General features: G+C 61.0%; 19 protein-coding genes. 10 read left to right on the plus strand and 9 right to left on the minus strand.

The window, feature by feature from the left end:
* The first annotated feature begins 125 nt into the window (after window positions 1-125).
* From hflK to FHS81_RS02960, 3 genes are read left to right on the plus strand one after another with little or no spacing between them, the layout of a single operon-like run.
* On the plus strand, window positions 126-1,304 hold the full coding sequence (gene hflK, locus FHS81_RS02950) for an FtsH protease activity modulator HflK (RefSeq protein ID WP_183750511.1): 1,179 nt from the start codon (window positions 126-128) through the stop codon (window positions 1,302-1,304).
* Window positions 1,301-2,227: a protease modulator HflC gene (gene hflC, locus FHS81_RS02955; RefSeq protein WP_183750512.1), complete on the plus strand. Its 927-nt coding sequence runs from the start codon at window positions 1,301-1,303 to the stop codon at window positions 2,225-2,227. The genes hflK and hflC overlap by 4 nt, the downstream gene beginning before the upstream one ends.
* A 57-nt stretch (window positions 2,228-2,284) precedes the next feature.
* Complete coding sequence (locus FHS81_RS02960) at window positions 2,285-3,784, plus strand: Do family serine endopeptidase (protein WP_183750513.1); 1,500 nt, start codon at window positions 2,285-2,287, stop codon at window positions 3,782-3,784.
* Window positions 3,785-3,848: 64 nt separating this feature from the next.
* Here the strand turns inward: FHS81_RS02960 and serB are convergent, their stop codons facing one another.
* Entirely contained in the window at window positions 3,849-4,790 is a 942-nt protein-coding gene (gene serB, locus FHS81_RS02965; RefSeq protein WP_183750514.1) for a phosphoserine phosphatase SerB, read from the minus strand.
* A gap of 14 nt (window positions 4,791-4,804) precedes the next feature.
* Here serB and miaA point away from each other — a divergent pair, with 14 nt between their 5' ends.
* On the plus strand, window positions 4,805-5,716 hold the full coding sequence (miaA, locus tag FHS81_RS02970; RefSeq protein WP_343052409.1) for a tRNA (adenosine(37)-N6)-dimethylallyltransferase MiaA: 912 nt from the start codon (window positions 4,805-4,807) through the stop codon (window positions 5,714-5,716).
* Between the two features lie 56 nt (window positions 5,717-5,772).
* Here the strand turns inward: miaA and trxA are convergent, their stop codons facing one another.
* The 4 genes from trxA to FHS81_RS02990 form a co-directional block, all read right to left on the minus strand.
* Window positions 5,773-6,093 (minus strand): thioredoxin, encoded by a 321-nt coding sequence (gene trxA, locus FHS81_RS02975; RefSeq protein WP_183750773.1) that lies wholly within the window; start codon window positions 6,091-6,093, stop codon window positions 5,773-5,775.
* A gap of 215 nt (window positions 6,094-6,308) precedes the next feature.
* Window positions 6,309-7,223 (minus strand): methylisocitrate lyase, encoded by a 915-nt coding sequence (gene prpB, locus FHS81_RS02980; RefSeq protein WP_183750516.1) that lies wholly within the window; start codon window positions 7,221-7,223, stop codon window positions 6,309-6,311.
* Window positions 7,224-7,366: 143 nt separating this feature from the next.
* On the minus strand, window positions 7,367-8,539 hold the full coding sequence (prpC, locus tag FHS81_RS02985; protein ID WP_183750517.1) for a bifunctional 2-methylcitrate synthase/citrate synthase: 1,173 nt from the start codon (window positions 8,537-8,539) through the stop codon (window positions 7,367-7,369).
* Between the two features lie 3 nt (window positions 8,540-8,542).
* Window positions 8,543-10,063, minus strand: coding sequence for an MmgE/PrpD family protein (locus FHS81_RS02990; protein ID WP_183750518.1), 1,521 nt, complete (start codon window positions 10,061-10,063; stop codon window positions 8,543-8,545).
* A gap of 368 nt (window positions 10,064-10,431) precedes the next feature.
* Here FHS81_RS02990 and FHS81_RS02995 point away from each other — a divergent pair, with 368 nt between their 5' ends.
* Window positions 10,432-11,889 (plus strand): short-chain fatty acyl-CoA regulator family protein, encoded by a 1,458-nt coding sequence (locus FHS81_RS02995; protein ID WP_428982428.1) that lies wholly within the window; start codon window positions 10,432-10,434, stop codon window positions 11,887-11,889.
* A gap of 46 nt (window positions 11,890-11,935) precedes the next feature.
* Here the strand turns inward: FHS81_RS02995 and FHS81_RS03000 are convergent, their stop codons facing one another.
* Entirely contained in the window at window positions 11,936-12,718 is a 783-nt protein-coding gene (locus FHS81_RS03000; RefSeq protein ID WP_183750520.1) for a hypothetical protein, read from the minus strand.
* A 465-nt stretch (window positions 12,719-13,183) separates the two neighbouring features.
* Between FHS81_RS03000 and tauA the strand changes: the two genes are divergently transcribed.
* The 3 genes from tauA to tauC all read left to right on the plus strand — a co-directional run bounded on the left by tauA (window position 13,184) and on the right by tauC (window position 15,985).
* The gene (gene tauA / locus FHS81_RS03005; RefSeq protein ID WP_246374427.1) at window positions 13,184-14,149 is read left to right on the plus strand and encodes a taurine ABC transporter substrate-binding protein; all 966 of its coding nucleotides are present in this window, start codon (window positions 13,184-13,186) and stop codon (window positions 14,147-14,149) included.
* Window positions 14,150-14,155: 6 nt separating this feature from the next.
* The gene (gene tauB / locus FHS81_RS03010; RefSeq protein ID WP_183750522.1) at window positions 14,156-14,929 is read left to right on the plus strand and encodes a taurine ABC transporter ATP-binding subunit; all 774 of its coding nucleotides are present in this window, start codon (window positions 14,156-14,158) and stop codon (window positions 14,927-14,929) included.
* A 162-nt stretch (window positions 14,930-15,091) separates the two neighbouring features.
* Window positions 15,092-15,985 (plus strand): taurine ABC transporter permease TauC, encoded by an 894-nt coding sequence (tauC, locus tag FHS81_RS03015; protein WP_183750523.1) that lies wholly within the window; start codon window positions 15,092-15,094, stop codon window positions 15,983-15,985.
* 30 nt (window positions 15,986-16,015) lie between these two features.
* Here tauC and FHS81_RS03020 read toward each other — a convergent pair whose 3' ends face one another.
* Together FHS81_RS03020 and FHS81_RS03025 are read right to left on the minus strand one after the other, a co-directional pair.
* Complete coding sequence (locus FHS81_RS03020) at window positions 16,016-17,386, minus strand: TolC family outer membrane protein (protein ID WP_343052401.1); 1,371 nt, start codon at window positions 17,384-17,386, stop codon at window positions 16,016-16,018.
* Between the two features lie 264 nt (window positions 17,387-17,650).
* Complete coding sequence (locus FHS81_RS03025) at window positions 17,651-18,289, minus strand: TetR family transcriptional regulator (RefSeq protein ID WP_183750525.1); 639 nt, start codon at window positions 18,287-18,289, stop codon at window positions 17,651-17,653.
* 347 nt (window positions 18,290-18,636) lie between these two features.
* On the opposite strand from FHS81_RS03025, the gene FHS81_RS03030 reads away from it, so the two are divergent.
* A complete protein-coding gene (locus FHS81_RS03030; RefSeq protein WP_183750526.1) occupies window positions 18,637-19,782 on the plus strand; it encodes an efflux RND transporter periplasmic adaptor subunit in 1,146 nt (381 codons plus the stop codon).
* A 5-nt stretch (window positions 19,783-19,787) separates the two neighbouring features.
* A complete protein-coding gene (locus tag FHS81_RS03035) occupies window positions 19,788-22,940 on the plus strand; it encodes an efflux RND transporter permease subunit (RefSeq protein ID WP_183750527.1) in 3,153 nt (1,050 codons plus the stop codon).
* Window positions 22,941-23,090: 150 nt separating this feature from the next.
* Here the strand turns inward: FHS81_RS03035 and FHS81_RS03040 are convergent, their stop codons facing one another.
* Window positions 23,091-24,242 carry a linear amide C-N hydrolase gene (locus FHS81_RS03040; RefSeq protein WP_183750528.1) on the minus strand — a complete coding sequence of 384 codons (1,152 nt, stop codon included), beginning with the start codon at window positions 24,240-24,242 and terminating at the stop codon, window positions 23,091-23,093.
* Between the last annotated feature and the right edge of the window lie 55 nt (window positions 24,243-24,297).

The raw sequence follows: 24,297 nt of genomic DNA on the forward strand, positions 1-24,297 counted from the left end.
GCTGACTTCCACTTTGCGACTCGTAAGCACGTCGGCAAATCGGATGCATGTTGGCGGTTCGTCGCCGGTTTGCGTGTGATAAAACGATATTTGGAAACTACCTCAAGACAAGGAATGGCTGACTTATGCCTTGGAGTAACCAGAGTGGCGGTCCGTGGGGCCAAAAGCCGCAGGGACCGTGGGGAACGGGACCGCAGGGCGGCGGTGGAGGGCAACAGCCCGATCTCGAAGACATTCTCAGGCGCGGTCAGGACAAGCTGAAAGGGTTCATCCCCGGCGGCGGTGGCGGTTTCCGCGGTTTCGTACTGATTGGTCTCGGTGCGGTGCTGCTGTGGCTGGCGACGGGCTTCTACACGGTGCGCCCGGACGAAGTTGGCCTCAATCTCATTTTCGGCCGCTATGTCGGCAAGACGGGCGAGGGCCTGCGTTACAATCTGCCCTATCCCATCGGCACGGTGATCAAGCCGCGCGTCACTACGGTCAACACCGTTGAAGTGGGGCAGCGCACGGGCGATACCTCCCAGCGTATCTCGCAGCGTGAGGTGCTTGAGGAAAGCCTGATGCTGACTGGCGACGAGAACATCGTCGACATCAACTTCACGGTGCAGTGGCAGGTCAGCCCCACGGCGCCAGAGCATTATGTGTTCAACCTCAAGAACCCGGATGCCTCCATCAAGGCTGTGGCCGAGGCTGCCATGCGCGAGGTCGTCGGACGGCGCAACATTCAGGCGGTTCTCACCACGGACCGTAGCGCCATCGAGGACGAAGTGCGCAAGCTGATGCAGGCCCAGCTCGACGAGTATGGCGCTGGTGTCGAGATTCGTCAGGTGCAGTTGCAGAAGGTCGATCCGCCGCAGCAGGTCATTGATGCGTTCCGCGACGTTCAGGCCGCGCGTCAGGATCAGGACCGCGTCCGCAACGAAGCTGAAACCTATGCCAGCCGCATTGTTCCCGAGGCGCGCGGTGAAGCGTCGCGCATCGTGCAGGCCGCCGAGGGTTATCGTGAAGGCGTGACCGCCGAGGCCCGCGGTGAGGCCGCCCGCTTCAAGCAGGTCTATGAAACCTACAAGACTGCGCCTGCGGTGACCCGCGAGCGTATGCTGATCGAGACGCTTGAAAAGGTCTTCGGCGATTCCGATAAGGTGATTTTGGACAAAAACGGGCAGGAAACCCTACCGGTGCTGCCGCTCGGTTCCTTGCAAGGCGGCGTTTTGCCAGGTTTGCAGCAGCAGGCGCCGCGCGCGCCGGCCGCTCAGCCGGCCCCTTCTTCCGGTAACGTTATTCAGCAGGGGGCCGCACGATGAACGCCCAGACCTTGAAAGTTGCGGGCGCTATCGTTCTCGCCATCGTCGTATTCGTACTCTGGAACGCGACATTCATCGTCCATCAGACCGAGCAGGCGCTGGTGCTGCGCTTTGGCGGCGTGCGTTCCGTCGCGACGGAACCGGGGCTCTACTTCAAGCTCCCGATGATTGAAAATGTCGTCGAGATCGACAACCGCGTGCTGGACCTCGATCTGCCGGAGCAGGAAGTCATCGCTGCCGACCAGAAGCGGCTGGTGGTGGATGCGTTCGCGCGTTATCGGGTGACCGATCCGGTTCGTTTCTACCAGACGGTGAATAACATCGCCGGCGCCAACCTGCGGCTTGCCAATATCATCAACTCGACCGTCCGTTCTGTCGTGGCCGAGGCCTCGTTTACGGATATCGTGCGCACCAATCGCTCCGGCCTGATGCGCGAGATTCAGGAAGAGGTGAACAGGCAGGCGCAAGGGCTGGGCCTGACGGTGATCGACGTGCAGCTGCGCCGCGCCGATCTGCCGCAACAGAACAGTGAGGCGGTCTATCAGCGCATGCAGACCGAGCGTCAGCGCGAGGCCGCCGATATCCGCGCGCAAGGATCGCAGCTGGCGCAGACCATCCGCGCCCGTGCCGACCGTGACGTCACCGTTATCCGCGCGGATGCAAACCAGCAGGCGCAGGAGATTCGCGGTCAGGGCGACGCACAGGTGAATACCATCCTGGGTGATGCCTACAGTCTGGACAGCGACTTCTTCGCGTTCTTCCGCTCGCTTCAGGCTTACACGAATAGCCTTGGGGGCGGTACGCGGTGGGTGTTGTCGCCTGACAGCCACTTCTTCCGCTTCCTCGACCCGGCCGCACAAGGCAGGGCGCCGCAACCGGCCCCGCAGGCCGCGCCGGCTCCTGCTATTAATACGCAAGACTGATCGATTGCAGCGGCGGGCGCATGATGCGCCCGCCGTCTTATTTTGAGAGAATGTGGCATGACCATCGAGAAGACCATTGCGGCGGTGCGGCCTGTCCGTCGGTTTGCCGGCGTGGGCATCATCTCGCGCTGCCTCCTGCCTCTGACGATCGCGGCATCCGTCATGCTGACGTCGCCCGCCACCGCTCGCGGGCCCGAGGCGATCGCCGATCTCACCAACGAGGTCATCGAGGCGGTTGTGAACATTTCCGCATCCGAAAGCAAAGCCGCTTCTGCGCGCAGGGATGTGCCTCCGCCAATTCCGGGGGCGCCTTTCGGCGACCTGTTCGATGAATTCCGCAAACGCCGCGACGAGGAACCGCAACGCGGGCCGCGCCAGTCCGAATCGGCCGGTTCAGGTTTCGTCATCGACCCATCGGGCATCATCGTCACCAACAATCACGTCATCGGCGATTCGAATGACATCACGGTTTCGTTTACGGATGGAAGCAAGCGCAAGGCGGAGCTGGTCGGTCGCGACGACAAGCTCGACCTTGCCGTTTTGAAGGTCAATGCCGACAAGCCCCTGAAGGCAGTGAAGTTCGGTCCGTCGGAAAACCTGCGCATCGGCGATTGGGTGGTTGCCATCGGCAATCCGTTCGGCCTCGGCGGGTCAGTGACCGCAGGCATCATTTCAGCCCACAGCCGCGATATCGAGCAGGGGCCTTACGACGACTACATCCAGACCGATGCCGCCATCAATCGCGGTAACTCTGGCGGGCCGCTGTTCAACCTCGCCGGCGAGGTCGTGGGAATCAACACGGCCATCTTATCGCCGACGGGTGGTTCAGTTGGCATCGGTTTCGCCGTTCCGGCGGAGCTTGCGGGGCCGACGATTGCGCAGTTGCGCGAGTTTGGCGAAACCCGGCGCGGCTGGCTCGGCGTTCGCATCCAGGCCGTTGATGAAGATGCAGCCGATGCCTTAGGTCTCGCACGCGCGGAAGGCGCGCTTGTCGCCAGCATCGATAAGGAAGGGCCTGCCGCCAACGCCGACATCAAGACGGGCGACGTAATCATTCGCTACAATGGCAAGCCGGTGAAGGAATCGCGCGATCTCTCCCGCAGTGTCGCAGCGACTGAGGTTGGAGCCAAAGTGCGGGTGACGCTGCTGCGGGAAGGCAAACAGCGGCAGGCGACAGTGACGCTTGGGCGGCTGGAAGACAGCGAGAAGAGCGCCGCAGCAACAGCCAGCGAGGAGCCGGGCAAGACCACCGGGACGCGCGCACTTGGCCTTGAACTCTCGGAGATCGACGACGAGTTGCGCCAGCAATATGAAATCGCAAAAAGCGTTTCGGGTGTTGTCGTAGTAGGTGTCGAAAGTGCTTCAGCGGCATCCGACAAAGACATTGGCGCGGGAGACGTGATCGTCGAGGTTGCGCAGGTGGCGGTGGCAACGCCGGCAGACGTGGAACGCCGGGTCGAAGCTCTTCGCAAGGAGGGGCGCCGCTCGGCACTGTTCCTGATAACGGGCCGGGATGGTGAAACGCGCTTCGTCGCCATTCGGCTTTCGGGCGACTGATCCGCTGCTCCAGTTACTTTTGGAAAGCGTCCGGCACTGATAGACAGTGCCGGACGCTTTTGTATCAGCTCTCGCTTTTTGGCTCGGTGACGAACTCTTCGCGCTTGAAACCCTGAGCATAGAGCAGGGCGGTCAGGTCAGCGTGCTCGACGCGGGCATGCGCGGCTTCTGCAACGGCCGGCTTGGCGCGGAAGGCTACGCCAAGACCTGCATCGCCAAGCATGGCGAGATCGTTGGCGCCGTCACCCACTGCCAACGTTTCATGATCTGCAAGGTTATGGGTATCGCGCAACTCATGCAGCGTGGAGCGCTTTGCCTCGCGGCCAAGGATCGGCTCCTCGACCTGCCCGGCAAGGTGCTCGTCCGCGACGATGAGGAGGTTGGCGCGGTTCTCATGGAAACCGGCCAATTGTGCGATGCGCTGGGTAAACAGAGTGAAGCCGCCGGAGACGAGGCACGTGTAGATGCCATGTGCACGTAGCGTTTGCACGAGTGTCACCGCACCGGGGGTGAGGGTAATGCGCTCGGCGATGATGCTGTCAATGACCGAAACCGGCAGGCCGCGCAGCAAACCGACACGCTCGCGCAGGGCTGGCTCGAAGTCGATCTCACCACGCATGGCGCGCTCGGTGATGGCGGACACCTTGTCCTTCAGGCCGACGAAATCAGCCAACTCGTCAATGCATTCCTGCTCGATGATGGTGGAGTCCATGTCGGCGAGGAACAGGCGCTTGCGACGGCCCAGAAGCGGCTGGACAATGACGTCCACCGGCTCGCCGGCAATGGCCTCGCGCACACTATCAGCGACGACGCGGGGCGATTCACCGCCTGCGTGTGTGAATACCAGGTCAACGGCGATGCCATCATCAAGCCAGCGTGTGGACGCCTCTGCCGGCAGGGCTTGCGCGGCGCGGCGAATGACGGCATCGGTAATCGCAGGCGCGGCCGGGTTAGCGATGAGCGTCGCGACAAGCGGGTTAAGGGCGGACGAAACGTCAGATGTCATGCGAACCAACATTGATCGAGAATGATGCGCGGCTGCAAGGCGCGCGAGCTATTCTCATCGCAGGACCAACCGCATCCGGCAAGTCCGCATTGGCAATTAAACTCGCCAATCGTCTTGGCGGCGTGGTGGTGAATGCGGATTCGATGCAGGTCTACGCCGACCTGCGCACGATCACCGCCCGACCCACGCTTGACGATGAGGCGACGGCGCCGCACGTTCTCTATGGGCATGTCGATGCTGCCGAGAACTACTCGGTCGGCCGCTGGCTGGTCGATGCAACCGCTGCGCTGGATCGCATCTGGCAGAACGGCAGGGTGCCTATCATTACGGGCGGGACGGGGCTTTACTTCAAGGCGCTGACGGAGGGGCTTTCGGAAATTCCTCCGGTGCCCGATGCCGTGCGCGCAGAAATCCGCACTGCCGCGGAGGGGCGCGACACGCCCATGCTGCATGCCGATCTCGCAGTTCGTGATCCGGAATCCGCCCGGCGTCTCAGGCCAACCGACCGGCAACGTATTTTACGTGCGCTGGAGGTTCTGGCTGCAACGGGCAAACCGCTGGCATCATTCCGGCAAATGCGCCGCCCCGGCCCTTTGGGTAACATGTCCGTCGTGCGTTATTTCCTTGCCCCGGACCGTGCACAGGTCAACGAACGCATCGACAGGCGTTTTGTCGCCATGATGGCCGGCGATGCGCTTGTCGAAGTCGAGCGACTTGCAGCGCGTGGCCTTGACCCCGCTCTGCCCGCAATGCGCGCCCATGGCGTGCCTTGGCTTATCCGCCACATGCACGGTGAAGTCACAGTGGAAGAAGCCATTGCCGGAGCGCAAGCCGACACGCGGCATTATGCCAAACGCCAGTTCACCTGGTTCCGGCATCAGGCACCGGATTTCCAGTGGCTGGATTGGAATTCCGCGGACAAATAAAAACCGGCGACAGCCATTGGGACTATCGCCGGTGATATGACGCGCGAAGCGAAATGTCAGGCGTTCGCGCCGATCCAGTTTGACAGGTCGGTTTTGTGCGATGCTCCGACCTTCTGGGCTGCCAGCTTGCCATCCTTGAAGAGCAGCAGCGTTGGGATGGAGCGGATGCCGAACTGAGCGGCGGTGTTGGGGTTTTCGTCAACGTTGAGTTTGACGATCTTGACCTTGCCGTCAAGTTCGGTCGAGAGCTCTTCCAGCGCCGGGGCGATGGCGCGGCAGGGGCCGCACCACTCTGCCCAGAAATCTACAACGACCGGCTTGTCGGCCTTCAGGACGTCCGCTTCGAAACTGGAATCGGTCACCTTGCTGGTCATAATTGCTCATCCTCAATTCGGTTGCTTGGCATGCCGTGTCCAGCATGCCGCATCATGGATGCGTTGCACTGCCCTTGAAGGTAGGCACGTCCGCGGTGGGGGTCAAGCGTCGCCCCAGGGCGTGACACGCCGAGCGGGTGCTTTTACACACGCTAACTCCATGCAAAAGACCGGAGCAGCGGCTGCCGCTCCGGTCCCGATTGTGTGCTGGTTCAGTTTCAGAGCTTCGTCGGCGGTACGACGGTGGCGACGATTGACGAATCGAGCGCTTCGTAATCGTGCAGGCCAATGACGTCATAAAGCTCGGCGCGGGTCTGCATGCCGTCGAGGATGGCCTTGACGGAGCCGTCGCGCTTCAGCGTGGCGTAGAGCTTTTCCTGCGCCTTGTTGGCGACGCGCAGCGACGACACCGGCCAGATGATCATCTTGTAGCCGAAATCTTCGAACTGCTGCGCCGTGTAGTAGGGCGTGCGGCCAAATTCGGTCATGTTGCCGAGCAGCGGCACGCCGGGCAGGCGCCTTGCGAACTCGCGGAACAGCTCTTCGTCATTCAGCGCTTCGGGGAAGATGGCGTCAGCGCCGGCTTCGACATAGAGCTTGGCGCGGGCGACTGCGCCCTCGATGCCCTCGCTGGCGGCGGCATCGGTGCGGGCGATGACGTAGAGATGGCGGCGAGCCTTGACGGCGGCCGCGACCTTGGTGGCCATGTCGTGGGCGTCGGCCAGCTTCTTGTCGTTGAGGTGGCCGCACTTCTTGGGCAGCAACTGGTCTTCCAGATGGATCGCGCCAGCGCCTGCATCTTCGAAGGTGCGCACGGCGTGCATCACGTTGAGGGCTTCGCCATAGCCGGTGTCGCCGTCAACAAGCACCGGCAGGCCGGATGCGCGCGCCACCTGGCGGATGAAGAAGGCGACCTCATCGACGGTGATGATGCCAAGATCCGGCAGGCCCATGGATGCCGTCATCGCCGCGCCGGACAGATAAACCGCGTCGAACCCGGCGTTGCGTGCCTGGATCGCTGCCTGACCGTTGTGCGCGCCCGGGATCTGGAGAATGCCGGGACGCTCCACCAGCGCGCGAAAGCGCACGCCTGCGGGTTCTTGAGAAAGATCGGAAGCAACTAGATAAGGCATGGTTCTATTCCTTGAAACAGGCGCGGCATGAACTGTGCCGGCTGGCGGCCGGGTTGTCGCCCATGATATGCCGTCGCGCATGACATGTATTGACGGCTGTCCTTAAATGAAACCGGCGGGCAAGCCCGCCGGTCGTCATATCTTCACGCGGCTTTTCCGCGTTTCGCGATGGGAACGAACTCAAGGTTCTCCGGTCCGGTGTAGTTGGCGGACGGGCGGATGATCTTGTTGTCCGTGCGCTGCTCGATGACATGCGCGGCCCAGCCGGCCGTGCGGGAAATCACGAACAGCGGCGTAAACATCGCTGTCGGCACGCCGAGCAGGTGGTAGGAAACGGCGCTGAACCAGTCGAGGTTGGGGAACATCTTCTTCACGTCCCACATGACCGACTCGATCCGCGCGGCGATGTCGAAGAGCGCCGTGGAGCCGGCCTCCTCCGACAGCTTGCGCGCCACTTCCTTGATCACGACGTTGCGCGGGTCCGACACCGTGTAGACGGGGTGGCCGAAGCCGATGACCACTTCCTTCGCCTCGACGCGGCGGCGGATGTCGGCCTCGGCCTCGTCCGGATCGCCGTAGCGCTTCTGGATCTCGAAGGCCACCTCGTTCGCGCCGCCGTGCTTGGGGCCGCGCAGCGCGCCGATGGCTCCGGTGATGGCGGAGTAGAAGTCCGACCCCGTGCCCGCGATGGTGCGCGCCGTGAAGGTCGAGGCGTTGAACTCATGCTCTGCATAGAGAATGAGCGACACGTGCATCGCCTTGACCTGCTCCTCGGTTGGCCTCTTGCCGTGCAGCAGGTGCAGGAAGTGCCCGCCGATGGAGTCGTCGTCCGTCTCCACTTCGATCCGACGGCCGTTGTGGCTGTAGTGATACCAGTAGAGCAGGGCCGAACCCAGCGACGCGATGAGCCTGTCGGCAAGGTCGCGTGCGCCGGGGTGGTTATGGTCTGCTGCTTCGGGAAGCACGCTGCCCAGAACCGAAACTGCCGTGCGCTGGACGTCCATCGGGTGGGAGGAGGCGGGTAACGCCTCCAGCACCGTCTTGAGCGTCGCGGGCAGGCCGCGCAGGCCGCGCAGCTTTGCCTTGTACGCGTCCAGCTCCCCTTGCGTCGGCAGACGCTCGTGGATCAGCAGATGGGCGATTTCCTCGAATTCACTGTCTTTTGCGACGTCAAGAATATCGTAGCCGCGATAGTGAAGATCGTTGCCGGTGCGCCCGACGGTGCAGAGCGCGGTGTTACCCGCGACGACACCGGAAAGCGCGACCGACTTCTTCGGCGCTGGCTTCTTGACCTCATTATTATTGTTTGTGGTCATAGCTCAGTTGTTTCCCTTCCAGTCGAAGATGCCGGAAGCGGGCGTGATCAGCTTGCCGGCGGGCAGGGTGAACGTCAGCCCGACGACCTCGTCGGCCGTCAGCTCGGGCAGGCGCTCGACAAGCGCCAGGAAGCGATCCTGCTCGGCCACGTCCAGAACGCCGTCGGCAAGCAGGCGGAACTTCTTGATGTAGTCGGGGCGCTTGAAGGGGCGCGCGCCCAGCGGATGCGCATCGGCCACCGCCAACTCGTCCTCGATGACCGTGCCGTCTTCCAGCGTCACGACCACGCGGCCGCCGAACGCCTTTTCCTTCGGGTCATGCGAGTGGTAGCGGCGCGTCCACTCCGGATCTTCCACGGTGGAGATCTTGTGCCACAGCGTCACCGTCTCGGGGCGTCCTGCGCGCTCGGGCGCATAGCTGTTGACGTGGTGCCAGCCGCCATCTTCCAGCGCGACGGCGAAGATGTACATGATGGAGTGATCCAGCGTCTCGCGGCTCGCCTTGGGGTCCATCTTCTGCGGATCGTTCGCGCCCGTGCCGATCACGTAGTGGGTGTGATGGCTGGTGTGAATGACGATGCTCTTGACCTTCGACAGGTCGCCAACCTTCGGGCCAAGACGGCGGGCAAGGTCGATGAGCGCCTGGCTCTGGTACTCTGCCGAGTGCTCCTTGGTGTAGGTGTCGAGGATGGCGCGCTTGGCCTCGCCCTTGTCGGGCAGCGGCACGGTGTATTCACGCGACGGGCCGCCGAGCAGCCATGCGATGAAGCCGTCCTCGCCTTCCCACGCCGGGGAAGGAGCGCCTTCGCCGCGCAGCACGCGGTCCACGGCCTCGACGGCCAGCTTGCCGGCGAAGCCGGGTGCGTAGGCTTTCCAGCTCGAAATCTCACCCTTACGCGACTGGCGCGTGGTGGTGGAGGTGTGCAGCGCCTGCTGAACGGCCTGATAGATGATTTCGGTCGGCAGCTTCAGCAGCGTGCCGATACCCGCGGCGGCGGATGGGCCGAGGTGGGCGATGTGGTCGATCTTGAACTCGTGCAGGCAGATGCCCTTCACGAGATCGACCTGGATCTCGTAACCCGTCGCGATGCCGCGGATCAGGTCCGCGCCGTTCTGGCGCGTGTGCTGTGCCACCGCGAGGATCGGCGGAATGTTGTCGCCGGGGTGCGAGTAGTCAGCGGCGAGGAACGTGTCGTGGTAGTCGAGTTCGCGCACAGCGGCGCCGTTGGCCCATGCGGCCCACTCGGGCGAGACGCGCTGATCCTGCGGCAGGCCGAAAACCGTCGCGCCGGGCTTGAAGGGATGCGCGACAGCCTGGCCGCGAGCGCTGGCAACCGGGCGACGGTTGACGGAAGCGGCGGCAACGGCGGCGTTATCGATGATGCGGTTGCCGATTTCCTCGACGACGGCAGGCTCGATGGCGACCGGATCGGCGGCAACCTCGGCGATCTTCCAGGCAAGCTGATCTTCACGCGCCAGATTTTCAGACGACTTGTAGGTGCGGACCTTGTGCTGGGTAACCATGGAGTGCTCCTCGGAGGTTGATGGAACGGCCGAATGACGCCGATACGCTCATGCTCATCGAGTTCACGATGCTTCCGGGCTGGCTGGCAGCAAACCGGCGCAGGTCGCTGAACCCGCTTGATCGGGGAGGCGTCAAACCTGTGAATTTTGCAATATACGCAATTCACGAGGCTCGCAAGACGCCTGCTCTGCATAGTTTTCCAGCCGATATCATGCTATTTTGCAAAGATTGCAAATACGGGAGGCCGATATTGGAAAGAAGCCCTGCTCGCATAAGGACTTCCACTCTGGCGAGAGCCAATGCATCCACCGTCGTTGTTGAAGGGGCGCGCGCGGCCCGCAGCGACAGGAAAAAGAACTTCATCGGCGTGCGTCTTCGGCGCCTGCGCGAAGAAAGACAGATGACGCAGCAAGCTCTTGCGCTCGCCATCGGGCTTTCGCCCAGTTATCTCAACCAGCTTGAGAACAACCAGCGCCCCGTTACGACGAAGGTATTATTGCGCCTCGACGCCTTCTTCGGGGCCGATTTGCGCCTGCTGTCGCACGACGACGAGGCGCGGCTTATCGCCAACCTTGGCGATGCGCTGGCGGACCCGATGATCGGCGAGGTGATTTCGCGTGCCGAGCTGCATGAGGTAGCGAGCAACATGCCGGCGGTTGCCCGCGCCTTCATCACGCTTCACCGGCGCTACCGGCAGTTGAGCGAACAGACGGCGGCGCTCACGGCGCGTCTTGGCAGCGAAAGATCGGACGGTACGGGCGCGCGGGGCGAATTTTCCGCCGATGCCGAGGCGGATGGCGGCGCGGATACGGCGCTTCCCTATGCGCCGTTCGAGGAAGTGCGCGAGTTCATGTATGAACGCCACAACCACATCGCGGAACTCGACTCGGCGGCGGAGACGCTGGCCATGTTTGCCGGCGTACGGTCCGGCAACGCAGTCGCGGACCTGGCTGCGCTTATGGCGCGCCGCCATAACGCGCAGGTCGAGATCATGGTCGCCAACGATGGTGCGGAGCGGGAAGTTCAGCGCCATTACGATCCCACGACGCGCGTGTTACGTCTGTCGCCCCGCCTGCGGGCCGGCCAGCAGGCGTTTCAGATCGCTACGCAACTGGCGCTGATGGAACATGGCGATCTGATCGATACGCTCGTGGGGCAGGGGGGCTTCACCAGCGAGGAAGCGCGCGGCCTGATGCGCATCGCCCTTGCCAACTACTTCGCCGGGGCGCTCATTCTGCCTTATCGCGTGTTTTTGGAGGCGGCGGAGGCGCGGCGCTATGATATCGACCTGTTGAGCCATCACTTCAGCGTCGGCTTCGAGACCATCTGTCATCGGCTCAGCACGCTTCAGCGGCCGGATGCGCGCGGCGTGCCGTTCTTCTTTATTCGCGTTGATCGGGCGGGGAATATCTCGAAGCGCCAGTCCGCCACGGACTTTCACTTTTCGCGCATCGGCGGCACGTGCCCATTGTGGAACGTGTATGAGGCCTTCGCCCATCCCGGCCGCGTCCTGACGCAGATCGCGCAGATGCCGGACGGGCGTGCTTATCTGTGGGTGGCGCGCACGGTTTCACGCCACCACGGCGGCTATCGCGCACCGAGCAAGACCTTCGCCATCGCACTGGGCTGCGATCTGCGCCATGCCAGCCGCCTCGTGTATTCAGACGGACTGGACCTCAACAATCCCGCGGCCGCAACGCCGATCGGTGTGGGCTGCAAGGTCTGCGAGCGCAGGGCCTGCCCGCAGCGCGCATTTCCACCGATCGGCCGTGCGCTGCGCGTGGACGAGATGCAGCGCAACTTCTCACCCTATCCGGTGAAGTAACAAGGGGCCGGCAGCGGCATGAAACGCCGCTGCCCTGCCTGAGGGATTACAGCTTCGGTTTTTCGGCTGCGTTCTTGACGCGCTCGGCGGCCTCGGCCTGACCTTTCTCCAGCATATCGTAAACCGTGCGGAGATTGTCCGCCGCTGCGGCATAATCGACGAGCCAGAATTCGGCGAGATCCGCCATTTCTTGTACGTCGCCCCTGTTATCGACCTTTACGCGGAGAGTCACGCCGCATTTCGTCTCCAGGCGATACGGCCCATCGTCGTTGAGTCCGGAGAAACTGAACGAACCGTTGCGCATCTTGAGGACCTTGTCCTCATCTCTGCGTAAGCAGGGATGATAGCCGTTGCGCTCGAACTCGAACTTGCTTGTGCCCCAGTTCCACTCCGGATAAATACCCTGAAACTGCGGGTCGATTGTGATCATCGGTCCGGCTTTGGCGATCATCGCCTCCTTGATATCCTCGACGAGCACCTGCTCCCGCACGGCAGGTCCCTGTCCCGGACGCCAGCCATCGGTGAAATAGTGCTTCCGCCAGATGCCGATCACCGGATGCGGCGGCGTGACCGCGGCGGCGACGAAGATGAAGCTGTTATCGTTTACCCGGCCTTCCAGGCCAAACGCTATCTCCTCTGAGGCGAACGCACCCGCCTTCAGTCTCCCTTTCTGGATCTGGATTTTGTAGCCGATCCCTGAATCATTCAGTTTCTGCTCGGCCGATTCAAGGCTGTCTCCCATCTTGATGCCCAGTATGTCCGCATCTCTGGCGGTTTGGGCATTGGTTGCTGCTGCCGGTATTGCGGCGGCAAGGATGGCGATCGTCAAAGCTTTAAAACACTTACGCATGGATATAATCTCTATGATTTAAATCATATGGTGGCAATTATGCAAAAATGTTTGCATGCGATTTCTATAGAGTACTTCGGAAAAAATACAATGATGCTTAAAAATATTTCTGTGGCAAATGAAATCAGGCTTGGGGCAAGTCAGACTTGAGGCAAGTCAGGCTTGGGGCAAGCGAATTGCGTTCGGTCGATCAGCCGATAATCGATCTGGATAACTGATCGGTGAATGCCGTTGCGGCCTTGCTAAATGTCTATTAAATTAATATACTAACTGTGATGATGCTTTTGGTGTCGTTGCAAATGGCAGCGCCTCCTCTCTGGCGGGGAGAGCGCTGTCTTCTCGGCGGCAGCCGCAGCTTTTGGCATGCCCAGCGCGCCCGGCGTTGGTTATGAGCCCACTTGATCAAGGAACCCGGTAATGAAAATCACGAAGTCGCTTTTAAAAATGGGTTTGGCTTTGGCCTTTGGCGGCGCTGCTTTTGCGGCGCATGCGGCTGATCTGACGGTGGGTTATCAGACCATCCCGACTCCGTCGCATGTCGCGCAGGCCGATGGCCTCTATGAAAAGGCGACGGGTGCCAAGATCGACTGGCGCAAGTTCGATGGCGGGGCCGAGGTGATCAACGCGGTCGCTTCAGGCAATGTTCAGATCGCCTATCTGGGTTCCAGCCCGTTCGCGGCAGCCATCAACCGCAAGCTGCCGATTGAGGCGTTTTTGATCGCGGCAGAGCTGGGTACCAGCGAGGAACTGGTGGTGCGCAATGGCTCTGGCATCGAGAAGCCGGAGGATCTGGTGGGCAAGAAAATCGCCACGCCGTTTGCATCCACCAGCCACTACAGCCTCCTGGCCGCGCTCAAGCATTGGGGTGTCGACGCCAAGCAGGTCAATATCATCAACCTGACGCCAGCCAATATCGCCGCTGCATGGTCGCGCGGCGACATCGACGGTGCCTACACGTGGGATCCGGCGCTCAGCAAGGCGAAGGAAAGCGGCAAGGTGCTCATCAGCTCCGGCGAACTGGCGAAGCTGGGTGCACCCACGTTCGACGTCTGGCTGGTGCGCAAGGACTTCGCGGAAAAGCACCCTGAAGTGGTGGCGAAGTTTGCGGAAGTCACGCTGCAGTCCCTCGCTGACTACACGAAGGATCCCGTCGCGTGGGTGACCAACAAGGACAACATCGACAAGCTGGTGCGACTGACCGGCGCAACCGAGGTCGAGATTCCCAACGTTCTGTCGGGCAGCATATTCCTGAACCCCGATCAGCAGATTGAGAAGCTCGGGCAGCCGACCATTGATGCCTTGACGCAGACCTCCGCATTCCTCAAGGAGCAGGGCCGTATCGACGAGGTGCTGCCGAGCTACGCTGAATACACGACGCCCAAACACGTCGAAGCTGCTGCAAAGAACTGAGGTATTATGGCTTTGCTTGAACTGCGCAAGGTTGGCGCGCGTTATCCGGGGTCGCGAAACCTCGCGTTGAGCGACATCTCGCTTCGGCTGGGTCCGGAACAACTTGTCGTTGTTCTGGGGCCTTCCGGCAGCGGCAAGACGACGCTGCTGAATCTGATCGCCGGATTCGCGCTGCCCGCCAGCGGGCAGATCACTCTCAACGGCGCTCCGGTCTCCGGGCCGGGCGCGGATCGGGGTGTCGTTTTCCAGCAGGATGCGCTGCTGCCCTGGCAAACGGTGCTGGAAAACGCGGCCTTCGGCCTGGCGTTGCGGGGTGTCCCGCGTGCGGAGCGTGAGGAGCAGGCGCGCCGGCAATTGGCTCTGGTGGGTCTTGAAGGGTTCGAGCATCGCAATGTCTGGCAACTGTCCGGCGGTCAAAAGCAGCGTGTCGGCATCGCGCGCGCCCTGACCGCCGATCCCAGCATTCTGCTGCTGGATGAGCCGTTCGGCGCTCTGGATGCGTTTATCCGGGAACAGGCGCAGGAACTGCTGCTGAATGTCTGGCAAAAGTCCGAAAAGCCGATCTTCCTGATCACCCACGAAATAGAAGAAGCCGTATTTCTGGCGACGGACCTGATCATCCTCGGCGGCGCGCCGGGCCGCATCGTCGAGCGGCTGACATTGCCTTTCGGGCGTCGTTATGCGGCGGGTGAGCCTGTCCGACAGGTCAAATCCGCTCCGGACTTCATCGCCGCACGCGAGCACGTTTTGCAACAGGTCTTCCAGGCCCACCACGCCTGATTTTGGCCGGCAGGTTGAGAGATGTGTCAGCATCAGCAACGTTCATCTATTCAGGCTGAATAGATTGCGTCGTGATTGGCGCTGCACTTTCGATTACGCCGCCGCCGGTTTTGTTTCAGGTATTCATGTTTGCAAATTTTACAGGTGTCAGGGAAATACGCTATGAGTTCGAATGCGGCCAGCAAGGCCTTGTCCTCAGCCGAGGCGCTTGAAATCGCATCGCCGACGAACCGGGACCATGCATCCGGGGAGGAACGGGCGGATTGGAAAACACGCCTGCTGTCCGGCTCCGGCTTTACGACGCTGGTCAGCGTCATCACCCTGGCAACGGTGTTGTTCGTATGGTGGGCGGTTACCGCGCTGGGCTATATCGACGCGCTGTTTCTGCCTGCGCCGCAAGATATCCTGAGCCGCATTGCCCGCCTCGTCACCACCGGGTACATGGATGCCACGCTTCAGCAGCATCTGGCGGCAAGCCTCTGGCGCATCGGGCTGGCGATGTTTGCCGCCGTGCTTCTGGCGGTCCCGACCGGGATCGCTATCGGCCGCAGCCGCATTGCCCGGGGAATTTTCGATCCGCTCATCGAACTCTACCGGCCGGTTCCGCCGCTGGCCTATTTGCCGCTGATCGTCATCTGGTTCGGCATTGGTGAGCTGTCGAAGGTGCTGTTGATCTATCTGGCGATCTTCGCACCCATCGCAATCGCCACCGCAAGCGGGGTGCGCAATGTCGATCCCACACGAATCCGCGCCGCCCAGTCACTGGGGGCAACGCAGTGGCAGTTGCTGCGCCACGTCATCATTCCAAGCGCCTTGCCGGACATCCTGACCGGATTGCGCATTGGCCTCGGTGTCGGCTGGTCCACCCTCGTAGCGGCAGAACTCGTGGCGGCGACGCTTGGCTTGGGCTTCATGGTGCAATCGGCGAGTCAGTTTCTGGCGACGGATGTTGTTGTGAGCGGCATATTGGTCATCGCTCTGATTGCATTCGTGCTGGAAACCGGCCTGCGTCATCTGCAGCGCAAACTAACGCCCTGGCAAGGCCAGTCACATTGATCGGCGTGGGCCGTTCCTCTCGTGGGCGGCCTATCGGCCGTCCGGGGTTGAGGTGCCGACCCATTTGCCTTTGACCTGATCGAAATGCGTGCTCGCATCATAGCGCGCGACCTTCAAGCTCAACATTTCCGCTGAAAGCCTGCCGATTGCCTGCAGAACTTCGTAGGAAGCGACGATGCGATCGCGCTGTGCCGTCACCAATGAGACGCGCGAACTCAGCAGCACTTGCTGGGCATTGAGGACATCGAGTGTCGTTCGCTGGCCGACCTTGGCTTCCTCGCGGGTGCCGGCCAGAGCGATTTCATTGGCTTTGACTGCGGACTGTGCCGCGCTGATGCGCTGCTTTGAAGCCTCCAGATTGGCCCATGCCGAGACAACGGCCTGCTGAACCTGATCGCGCGTGACATCCACCTGCAATCGTTGCTGGCCTGCCTGCTCCTTGGCCGCGCGCGTTTTGGAGTAAACGAGGCCGCCTTCATAGATAGGCACGCGTAATTGCGCTTGAACGACACCGGAGGTCACGACTCTGTCGCGCGTGTATGACGAGTCGAATTCACGCGTGACACCCGCGCTTACGCCAAGCTGGGGGTAGAGTTCGCTCTCGACGACCTTGACCTGAAACTCGGCGACATCCACACCGTGCAGCGCGGCAATGATTGCCGGATGTTCTGCAAGCCCGACACGAATCGCGTCCTCAAGCGTTTTCGGCAGATGGCGCTCCGCTGATGTGCCAGGCCCAAGTTTGCGCGGCGTTTCGCCAATCATCTGATTGTAGGTCGCGATGCTCGTTCGCAGGTTTGCCTCGGCGACGGTTTCATCCGCCCGGCTGTTGGCAAGGCTCGCCTCTGCTTGGGCCACGTCTGTCCGTGTGACTTCGCCAACCCCGAAACGGTCTTCTGTCTGGCGAAGCTGCTCCACCAGCACCTCGACGTTGTTGCGCTGAAGGTTGAGGACGGCGGTGTCGCGCAGCACATTCATATAGGCGACCGCCCCGTCCAGCAGGACAGTCTGTTCCGTATTCCGCAACTGCTCGCGACCGCCGAGAACTTGCGCTTCCGCCGCCCGAACCGAGCTGCGTGTTCGGTTGCCGTCGAAAATATTCTGGTCGATCTGGATTCCGAACGAACTGGGATAGAGCGTTTCTGTTGCCCTTGAACCGGGATATCTGGTCTGCGTGCGTGCAACCGATGCGCTGGCAGAGGCATTGACCGTCGGTCGATAACCCGCGAGCGCCTGCGGAACGTTCTCGTCCGTTGCGCGCAGACTTGCACGCTGAACATTCAAGGTCGGGTTGCCCGCATAAGCCTTCGCAAGCGCGCCGTTCATCGTTTCCGCATGCGCCTGCGAGAAGGTCGCGGTCGTCATCATCAGGAATGTCGCAAGGAGCGTTGCGCGGCTCACCTTGCCGCTTGGCGCATCATATCGGAGCAAAACCCGATGCAGGCCGGCGTCGCAACGGTTGTGCGAGGCATAGGGGATTATGCGGCTTGGCGCGCGTAAGTCACGTGAGAAACGGGGCATCGGATTTCCTCGAATGATCCCGTCCTGATTTATATACAGTCAATACGTTTGTAAACAAAATTTGCGAACGCTTCGGTGACGCACGCCGCCATAGCTGCCGGCGAAGCGACGGTGGCTGATGCCTAACGGCTGAAGAGTGGTGTCTTATTCAGCTGTGATTTCAGCAGGATGGGCACCTTTTGGGGTCCAGAGCGACAATATCATCTTGATGAAGGCCTGGCCCTCGGGCACCAGATGGCCATGTCCTTTGCCCAAGGCCCACTCTCCCACGAGGCCGGAAAGGGTGGCGTTGAGCAGCAGTGCGGCTGCCTCCGGAGACCACGGTTGCGGCAGGCCGGATTCGCGCTCCACAGCCTGAAAAATCTGGAGAAGCAGTTCGTACATCTCTTTGCGGAACGTCGAACCGCCTTCCTCGGAGTTGTCTGCCATCGTGATATCGAGCCGCATCATGCCGCGCAGCAAGCCTTGCCGGCGCGGATCAGTCTGCAGCTGCTCGAACATTCCCGAAATGAGATCCCCAAGCTTGGTCAGTGATGCCGAGTCCGGGTGATCTGAAAGTTCTTGCGTCAGCTTTCTGAAAGGCTCCTGCGTGTTGTCTCGCAGAGCAATGAGCAGTCCTTGCTTGTTTTTGAAGTGCCAGTGGATGGCGCCGCGCGTTACACCTGCCGCCACGGCGATTTCTTCGAGGCTGACCTTGTCATATCCCTTGTCGAGAAATAAAGTCTTTGCAGCCTGTAGGATTTGTCTCCCGGTTTCGGCCGCTTGCTCCTTGGTCCGCCTCATTGATTATCCTTTGCTATGTGAATATTGAAACATACAGTATGTATCTATCACTGCGCCGTTAATATGGCAATTCGGCTCTACTGAATTGAGCGTCAAGAATAATCAGGCTTCTTTCGGTTTCACGATCTGCAATAGCTGATCCACCGTTTTCACGACTTGTTGCCGCCTTGCAGCGCCCCAAGCGGCATCTGCATATCGCATCCCTCTCAAAACCATTCAGTCTGCTGTGATGTCTGTTTGAAGCTGCCATGCGTGCCAGCAAGCGGGATCGGAATTTCTGACAAAGTTAATTTACAAACGTTTTGATTGTATATATAAGCGCACGGAATGTTTGCTGAGGAACTCCCATGTCCAGATCATTCCATGGCCTTGTTGCCGCCTGTTGCCTGATTGCGCTCTCCACGCCAGCATTGGCGCAGATGCCGGGCGGGGGAGGGCCTCCGGCGGTTGGTGTCGTTACGGTCACGGAAACCGAGCAAACCCAGACGACGGAGTTCAATGGCCGCGTCGAGGCCATCGAGAGGGTCAATATCGTCGCCCGCGTGTCGGCCTTTCTTGAGGAGCAGTTGTTCGTCGAAGGTGCGGATGTAACGAAGGGCAGTCTTCTTTTCCGCCTGGAGCGCCCGCCTTATGAGGCTGATGTCGAGGCGAAGCAGGCGGCAGTTGCTCAGGCTCAGGCGCAGCTTGAGAATGCCAACACCGCGTTTGCCCGCGCCGACCAGTTGCGCAAGTCCGGCTCCGGATCTCAGAGCGCACTGGATAATGCTTTGGCGGCGCAAAGAACAGCCGCCGCGCAGGTGCGCTCCGCCGAGGCTGCGCTGCATATCTCGAAGATCAATCTTGATTACACCGAAATCCGCTCACCCATCGACGGCCGCATCGGCCGTGCATTGGTGACGGCCGGCAATGTCCTTTCGGCAACATCCGCCCCGCTTGCCACGGTTGTCAGTCAGGATCCGATGTATGTCACCTTCCCGGTGCCGACGCGCCAGTTGATTGCATTGCAGCAGAAGTACGCCGATGAAGGCGGCACCGACAAGGCGCTCCGCTTGCGGCTGCGCCTGCCGGACGGGCGCATTTACGATCAGGTCGGGACACTGGATTTCGTCGACGTGAGCGTCGCCGCGGCGACGGATTCCATTACATTGCGCGGGTCGATCCCCAACCCTGTCGATAGCAATGGCCGGCGCGAGTTGTTCAACGATGAGTTCGTGCGCGTCATTCTGGAGGCGGTGACGCCGCAGAAGGTGCTGACGATACCGCGTGCAGCCGTGCTGATCGATCAGCAGGGCGACTATGTCTATGTCGTTAACGGCCAGAATATCGCCGAAGTACGCAGGGTGAAGCTCGGTCAGTCGAGTGCTGGCATGGCAACCGTGGTTGATGGGCTTGCTGCGGGTGATGTCGTCGTCGTCGAAGGTGTTCAACGCGTCCGGCCCCAAGCGCCGGTGACGCCAGAGCCCGTTGCTGCACAGCAAGCTACGCGAGGCTGATGGTCATGATTTCCAATGTCTTCATTGATCGGCCTCGGTTGGCGGTGGTCATCGCCATCGTCATCACCATCGCCGGTGCGCTGGCGCTGACCAGCCTGCCCGTGTCGCAGCTTCCGGATATCGTGCCGCCGCAGGTCTCGGTGACCGCGAACTATCCCGGCGCCTCGGCGGAGGTTCTGGAAGCCACCGTCGCGCAGCCCATCGAGTCGAAGGTCATCGGCGTCGACAAGGCGCTGTATATGAAAAGCACCAGCGGCAACGATGGCACCTATACGCTCACGGTGAGTTTCGCCCTGGGCTCGGATGCCGATATCAACACGGTGAACGTCAACAACCGTGTGCAGACGGCGCTGTCGCAATTGCCGGCGGAAGTGCAGGCCCTCGGCGTGACGGTGCAGAAAAAGTCATCGTCGATCTTGCAGTTCATCACCCTGAACAGCCCTGATAATCGGTACGATCCGCTGTTCATGACGAACTACGCGACGATCAACGTGCTTGACGAACTGGCGCGCACGCCGGGCGTCGGCTCTGCTTCGTTGTTTGGCCGCATGAACTACTCCATGCGGGTGTGGTTCGATATCGAGCGCCTGTCGAGCCTTGGCATGGTGCCGTCTGACGTTGTCAGGGCCATTTCCGCCCAGAACGTGCAGGCGCCCGTCGGGCGTATTGGTGCGCGTCCCGTTCCAGACGATCAGCAGTTCCAATTCAACGTCCAGACGCAGGGCCGGCTGACCACTGCCGAGGAGTTTGGCGATATCGTGCTGCGCGCCAACCCGGATGGATCGGTGCTGAAAGTTCGGGATGTCGCGCGTGTCGAGCTGGGCGCTGAAAATGACGACTCCCTCAACCGCTTCAACGGTGCGCCATCGGTGGCAATCGGCATTTACCTGTCTCCAGGGGCAAATGCGCTGAACGTTTCCGAGGCGATCACGGAAAAGATGGAGCAGCTTGAATCGCGCATGCCGGAGGGGCTCGAAGCCCTGATCATGTATGACTCGACCGACTTCGTCTATGACACGATCGAGGCGGTTATTCATACGTTGATCGAGGCGTTCGTCCTCGTGGCTGTTGTGGTTTTCATCTTTCTCGGCAGCCTGCGCGCCACACTCATTCCCATCATCGCCGTTCCGGTCTCGATCATCGGCACCTTCGCGGTTTTGCTTGTGCTGGGATATTCGGCCAACACCGTTTCGTTGCTCGCGTTGGTGCTTGCAATCGGTATCGTCGTCGACGACGCCATCGTGGTGGTCGAGAACGTCGAGCGGGTCATGGAGGAGGAGCCGGATCTTTCGCCGGTCGACGCCACCAAGAAAGCCATGGCGCAGGTGACCGCGCCGATCATCGCAATCACGCTGGTTTTGTTGTCCGTGTTCGTGCCCATCGGGTTCATCCCTGGCATTTCCGGTGAGTTGTTCCGGCAGTTCGCCGTGACCATCAGCGTGTCCATGCTGATCTCGGCGCTCAACGCCTTGACGCTGTCTCCGGCGTTGTGCGCAGTGTTCCTGCGTCACACCGGCGAGAAGCGCGGCATTATGGGCTGGATCAGCCGACGCATCGATGGCATGCGGGATGGCTACGCGTGGATCGTGCGCAAGACGCTGCGGCTGTCCGTGCTCTCCCTTGTCATCGTGGGTGTGTGCGCGTTCGGCATCGTCACCCTGGCGAAGCTGACGCCATCGGGCTTTCTGCCCGAAGAAGATCAGGGCGCGTTCTTCATCAACGTTCAGTTGCCGGATGGCGCGTCGGTCGCGCGGACCAGCGATGCTGTGCGGCAGGTCGAGGAACTGGTCGGCGCGCTGCCGCAGGTCGAGAACGTCACCTCGGTCATCGGCTTCTCGTTGCTGGACAGCTATTCGGCCAGCAACAACGCCTTCATGATCGTGCAGCTCAAGCCTTTCGAGGATCGTCAGGCCGCCACGGACAAGGTGCAGGTGCTCATCGGGCAAGTGTTTGGCGGTGTGCAACAGGTGCGCTCGGCCATGGTGCTGCCCTTCAACCTGCCGCCGGTGATCGGCCTGTCGACGAGCGGCGGCTTCGAGGCCATGATCGAATCTCTCGAAGGCGCCGATCCGGCGACCATGGGCGGCGTAGTCAACGCCGTGGTTGGTGCGGCTAATCAGGATCCATCCCTGAGCCGTGTCTTCACGACCTATGCCGCGAACGCACCGTCGCTGTATCTCGATATCGACCGGGAGAAGGCGCAGGCGCTCGGTGTTGGCATCAACGATATCTTCTCCGCTCTGCAGACGACGCTCGGCGGCTCCTACGTGAACAACTTCAACCTGTTCGGCCGCACCTGGCAGGTGAATGTGCAGGGGGAGGTCGACAACCGCCGCGATATTCCGGCGCTGTGGAATATCTACGTGCGTAGCGCGACGGGGGATATGGTGCCGCTACAGGCGATAGCCGAGCTGAAAACCATCGTCGGCCCTGCCGTCATCACACGGTATAACAACTACCGCGCCGTCACCGTCAACGGTTCGCCGGCACCGGGTGTATCGTCCGGCGACGCCATGGATGCGTTTGAAGCCGTGGTCGGCAATGTTCTGCCAGCGGGCTATGCGCTGGAGTGGACGGGTACGTCCTATCAGGAACGTCAGGCCGGCGGCCAGACAGCGATCATTCTGGGTCTCGCGCTGCTGTTCGCCTACCTGTTCCTCGTTGCGCTCTATGAAAGCTGGGTCATCCCGGTTCCGGTTCTGCTATCGGTCGTGGTGGCCGTGCTTGGCGCGTTCGGTGCAATTGTTGTGTGGGGGCTGACGCTTGATCTTTACGGCCAGATCGGTCTGGTGGTGCTGATTGCGCTGGCGGCGAAGAACGGCATCCTCATCGTCGAGTTCGCCAAGGAGCAACGGGAGAGGGGGCTCGGCATCCGGGAGGCGGCGGAACTCGGGGCGAAGCTTCGTTTCCGTGCGGTGATGATGACATCTTTCGCGTTCATTCTCGGGCTCGTGCCGCTGGTTTGGGCGAACGGTGCATCCATGATGGCGCGTCAGAACGTCAGTGCGCCGGTGTTCATGGGCATGATCGCTGCCAGCAGCCTCGGCATCATCCTCATCCCGATGCTTTACGTCACGTTCCAGACGATACGCGAAAAAGCCAAGCAGGTGTTTGGCCGCAAGAAACAAGCCGTTTCCTCACCGGGCGTACACGGGTGAGACAACGGGCGATGTCCGGTCTGTAACCCCTCGCTGCCGGATATCAAACGGGGCGCACACGCTGGAAGCCGTGTACGCCCCGGATTTTTTCAACCACCACCGGGAGGCAGGTATCCCCGGTCGGCTTGCGTTGACGTGATGCTTTTCCGCTTACTTTGCTGGAGCAGCGCCCTGCTGCTGGTTGGAAGGTGCGAAGGCTGCGGGCGCAATCGGTGTGGGCGTTACTTCAGGCGTCAGCGTTGTGGTCAAAAGCTCTATGCCATCCAGATTGAAGCCTTTCAGGTCGATGGCGCGCAGAATCTGGTTGTCATAAGTCTTGACGTAATAGGTGAGGTTATCGAGGTCGGCGATACTGGACCACTGCGTGTAATCGATTTCATCACCCTTGCCGACAGCACCCTTCGGGATGTCGAAGTTATTCAGGATGTGCTCTGCCAGACGCACGCTTTCAGGCCCGCTTGGCTGCTGCTGCACCGAGAGGATGTAAGCAATGGCGCGGACGAAACGGGAGGGAGGCGTGGGGTCGCCGGGAATACCGAGAAGGCCCGATCCCTGCCCAAGCGGCTCGATGGTGACATCGCCGATTTTAAGCGGCGGCACATTGCCGGGCGAAAGCTTGACATAATTGCCGAGGTTGATGAGGTGCCAGTCGAACGAAGGCGAATTGGTCATCACACCCAGCGGGTTGTCATAAACCTTGAGCTTGCCGTCGACAGGCTCGATCACAATCGATGCGCCGGTGGCGTCGTGCAGCGTGTAGTGGAATGGCGGCACGTCCTTCAGGGTTTCCTGCATAACACCGACAACGGAAACATCATTGACCGCTGCCTTGACTTCCTCAACAGTCGCGTAGTTCGTCAATGCCCACGTCAGGAAATCCCACGGCGCAAGAGACTTTGCCGGATCGGTCTTCGATGCGTCCGCATATTCGGCGAAGCCGGGGAAGTAGAGAACTCCACCCGCCAGCCCTTTTTCGTTCAGGCCATCAATCAGCGCCGTCAGGTTGACAGCGTTGAGACCGACCGCCGCATACTTGCCTTTCCATGACAGCATGGGCTTGTCATCAGGCCCTTCCGACGTGAAACTGTAATTGCGGGGGATGACCAGCGGGCGTGACTCAAGCTCGAAGCCAAATTCCATCGTACGGCCGTACACAGCCCCTTTATCGGTGGTGCGCAGCAGGAAGCTGGTGCAGGCCTGAGCAGCCTGGGGCGCCAGCATCGACAGCGCCAGCAACGATACGCCGGCCTTGCGTCGCAGCGCCCGCCATGAAATGGAATGCATCAATTGGAGCATCGGCATGGTGTATGACCTCTACTTATTGAAGAATATTATTACATTAATTGGCAGCCAATAG

The organism is Pseudochelatococcus contaminans, assembly GCF_014195635.1.
Classification (GTDB): Bacteria; Pseudomonadota; Alphaproteobacteria; order Rhizobiales; family Beijerinckiaceae; genus Pseudochelatococcus; species Pseudochelatococcus contaminans.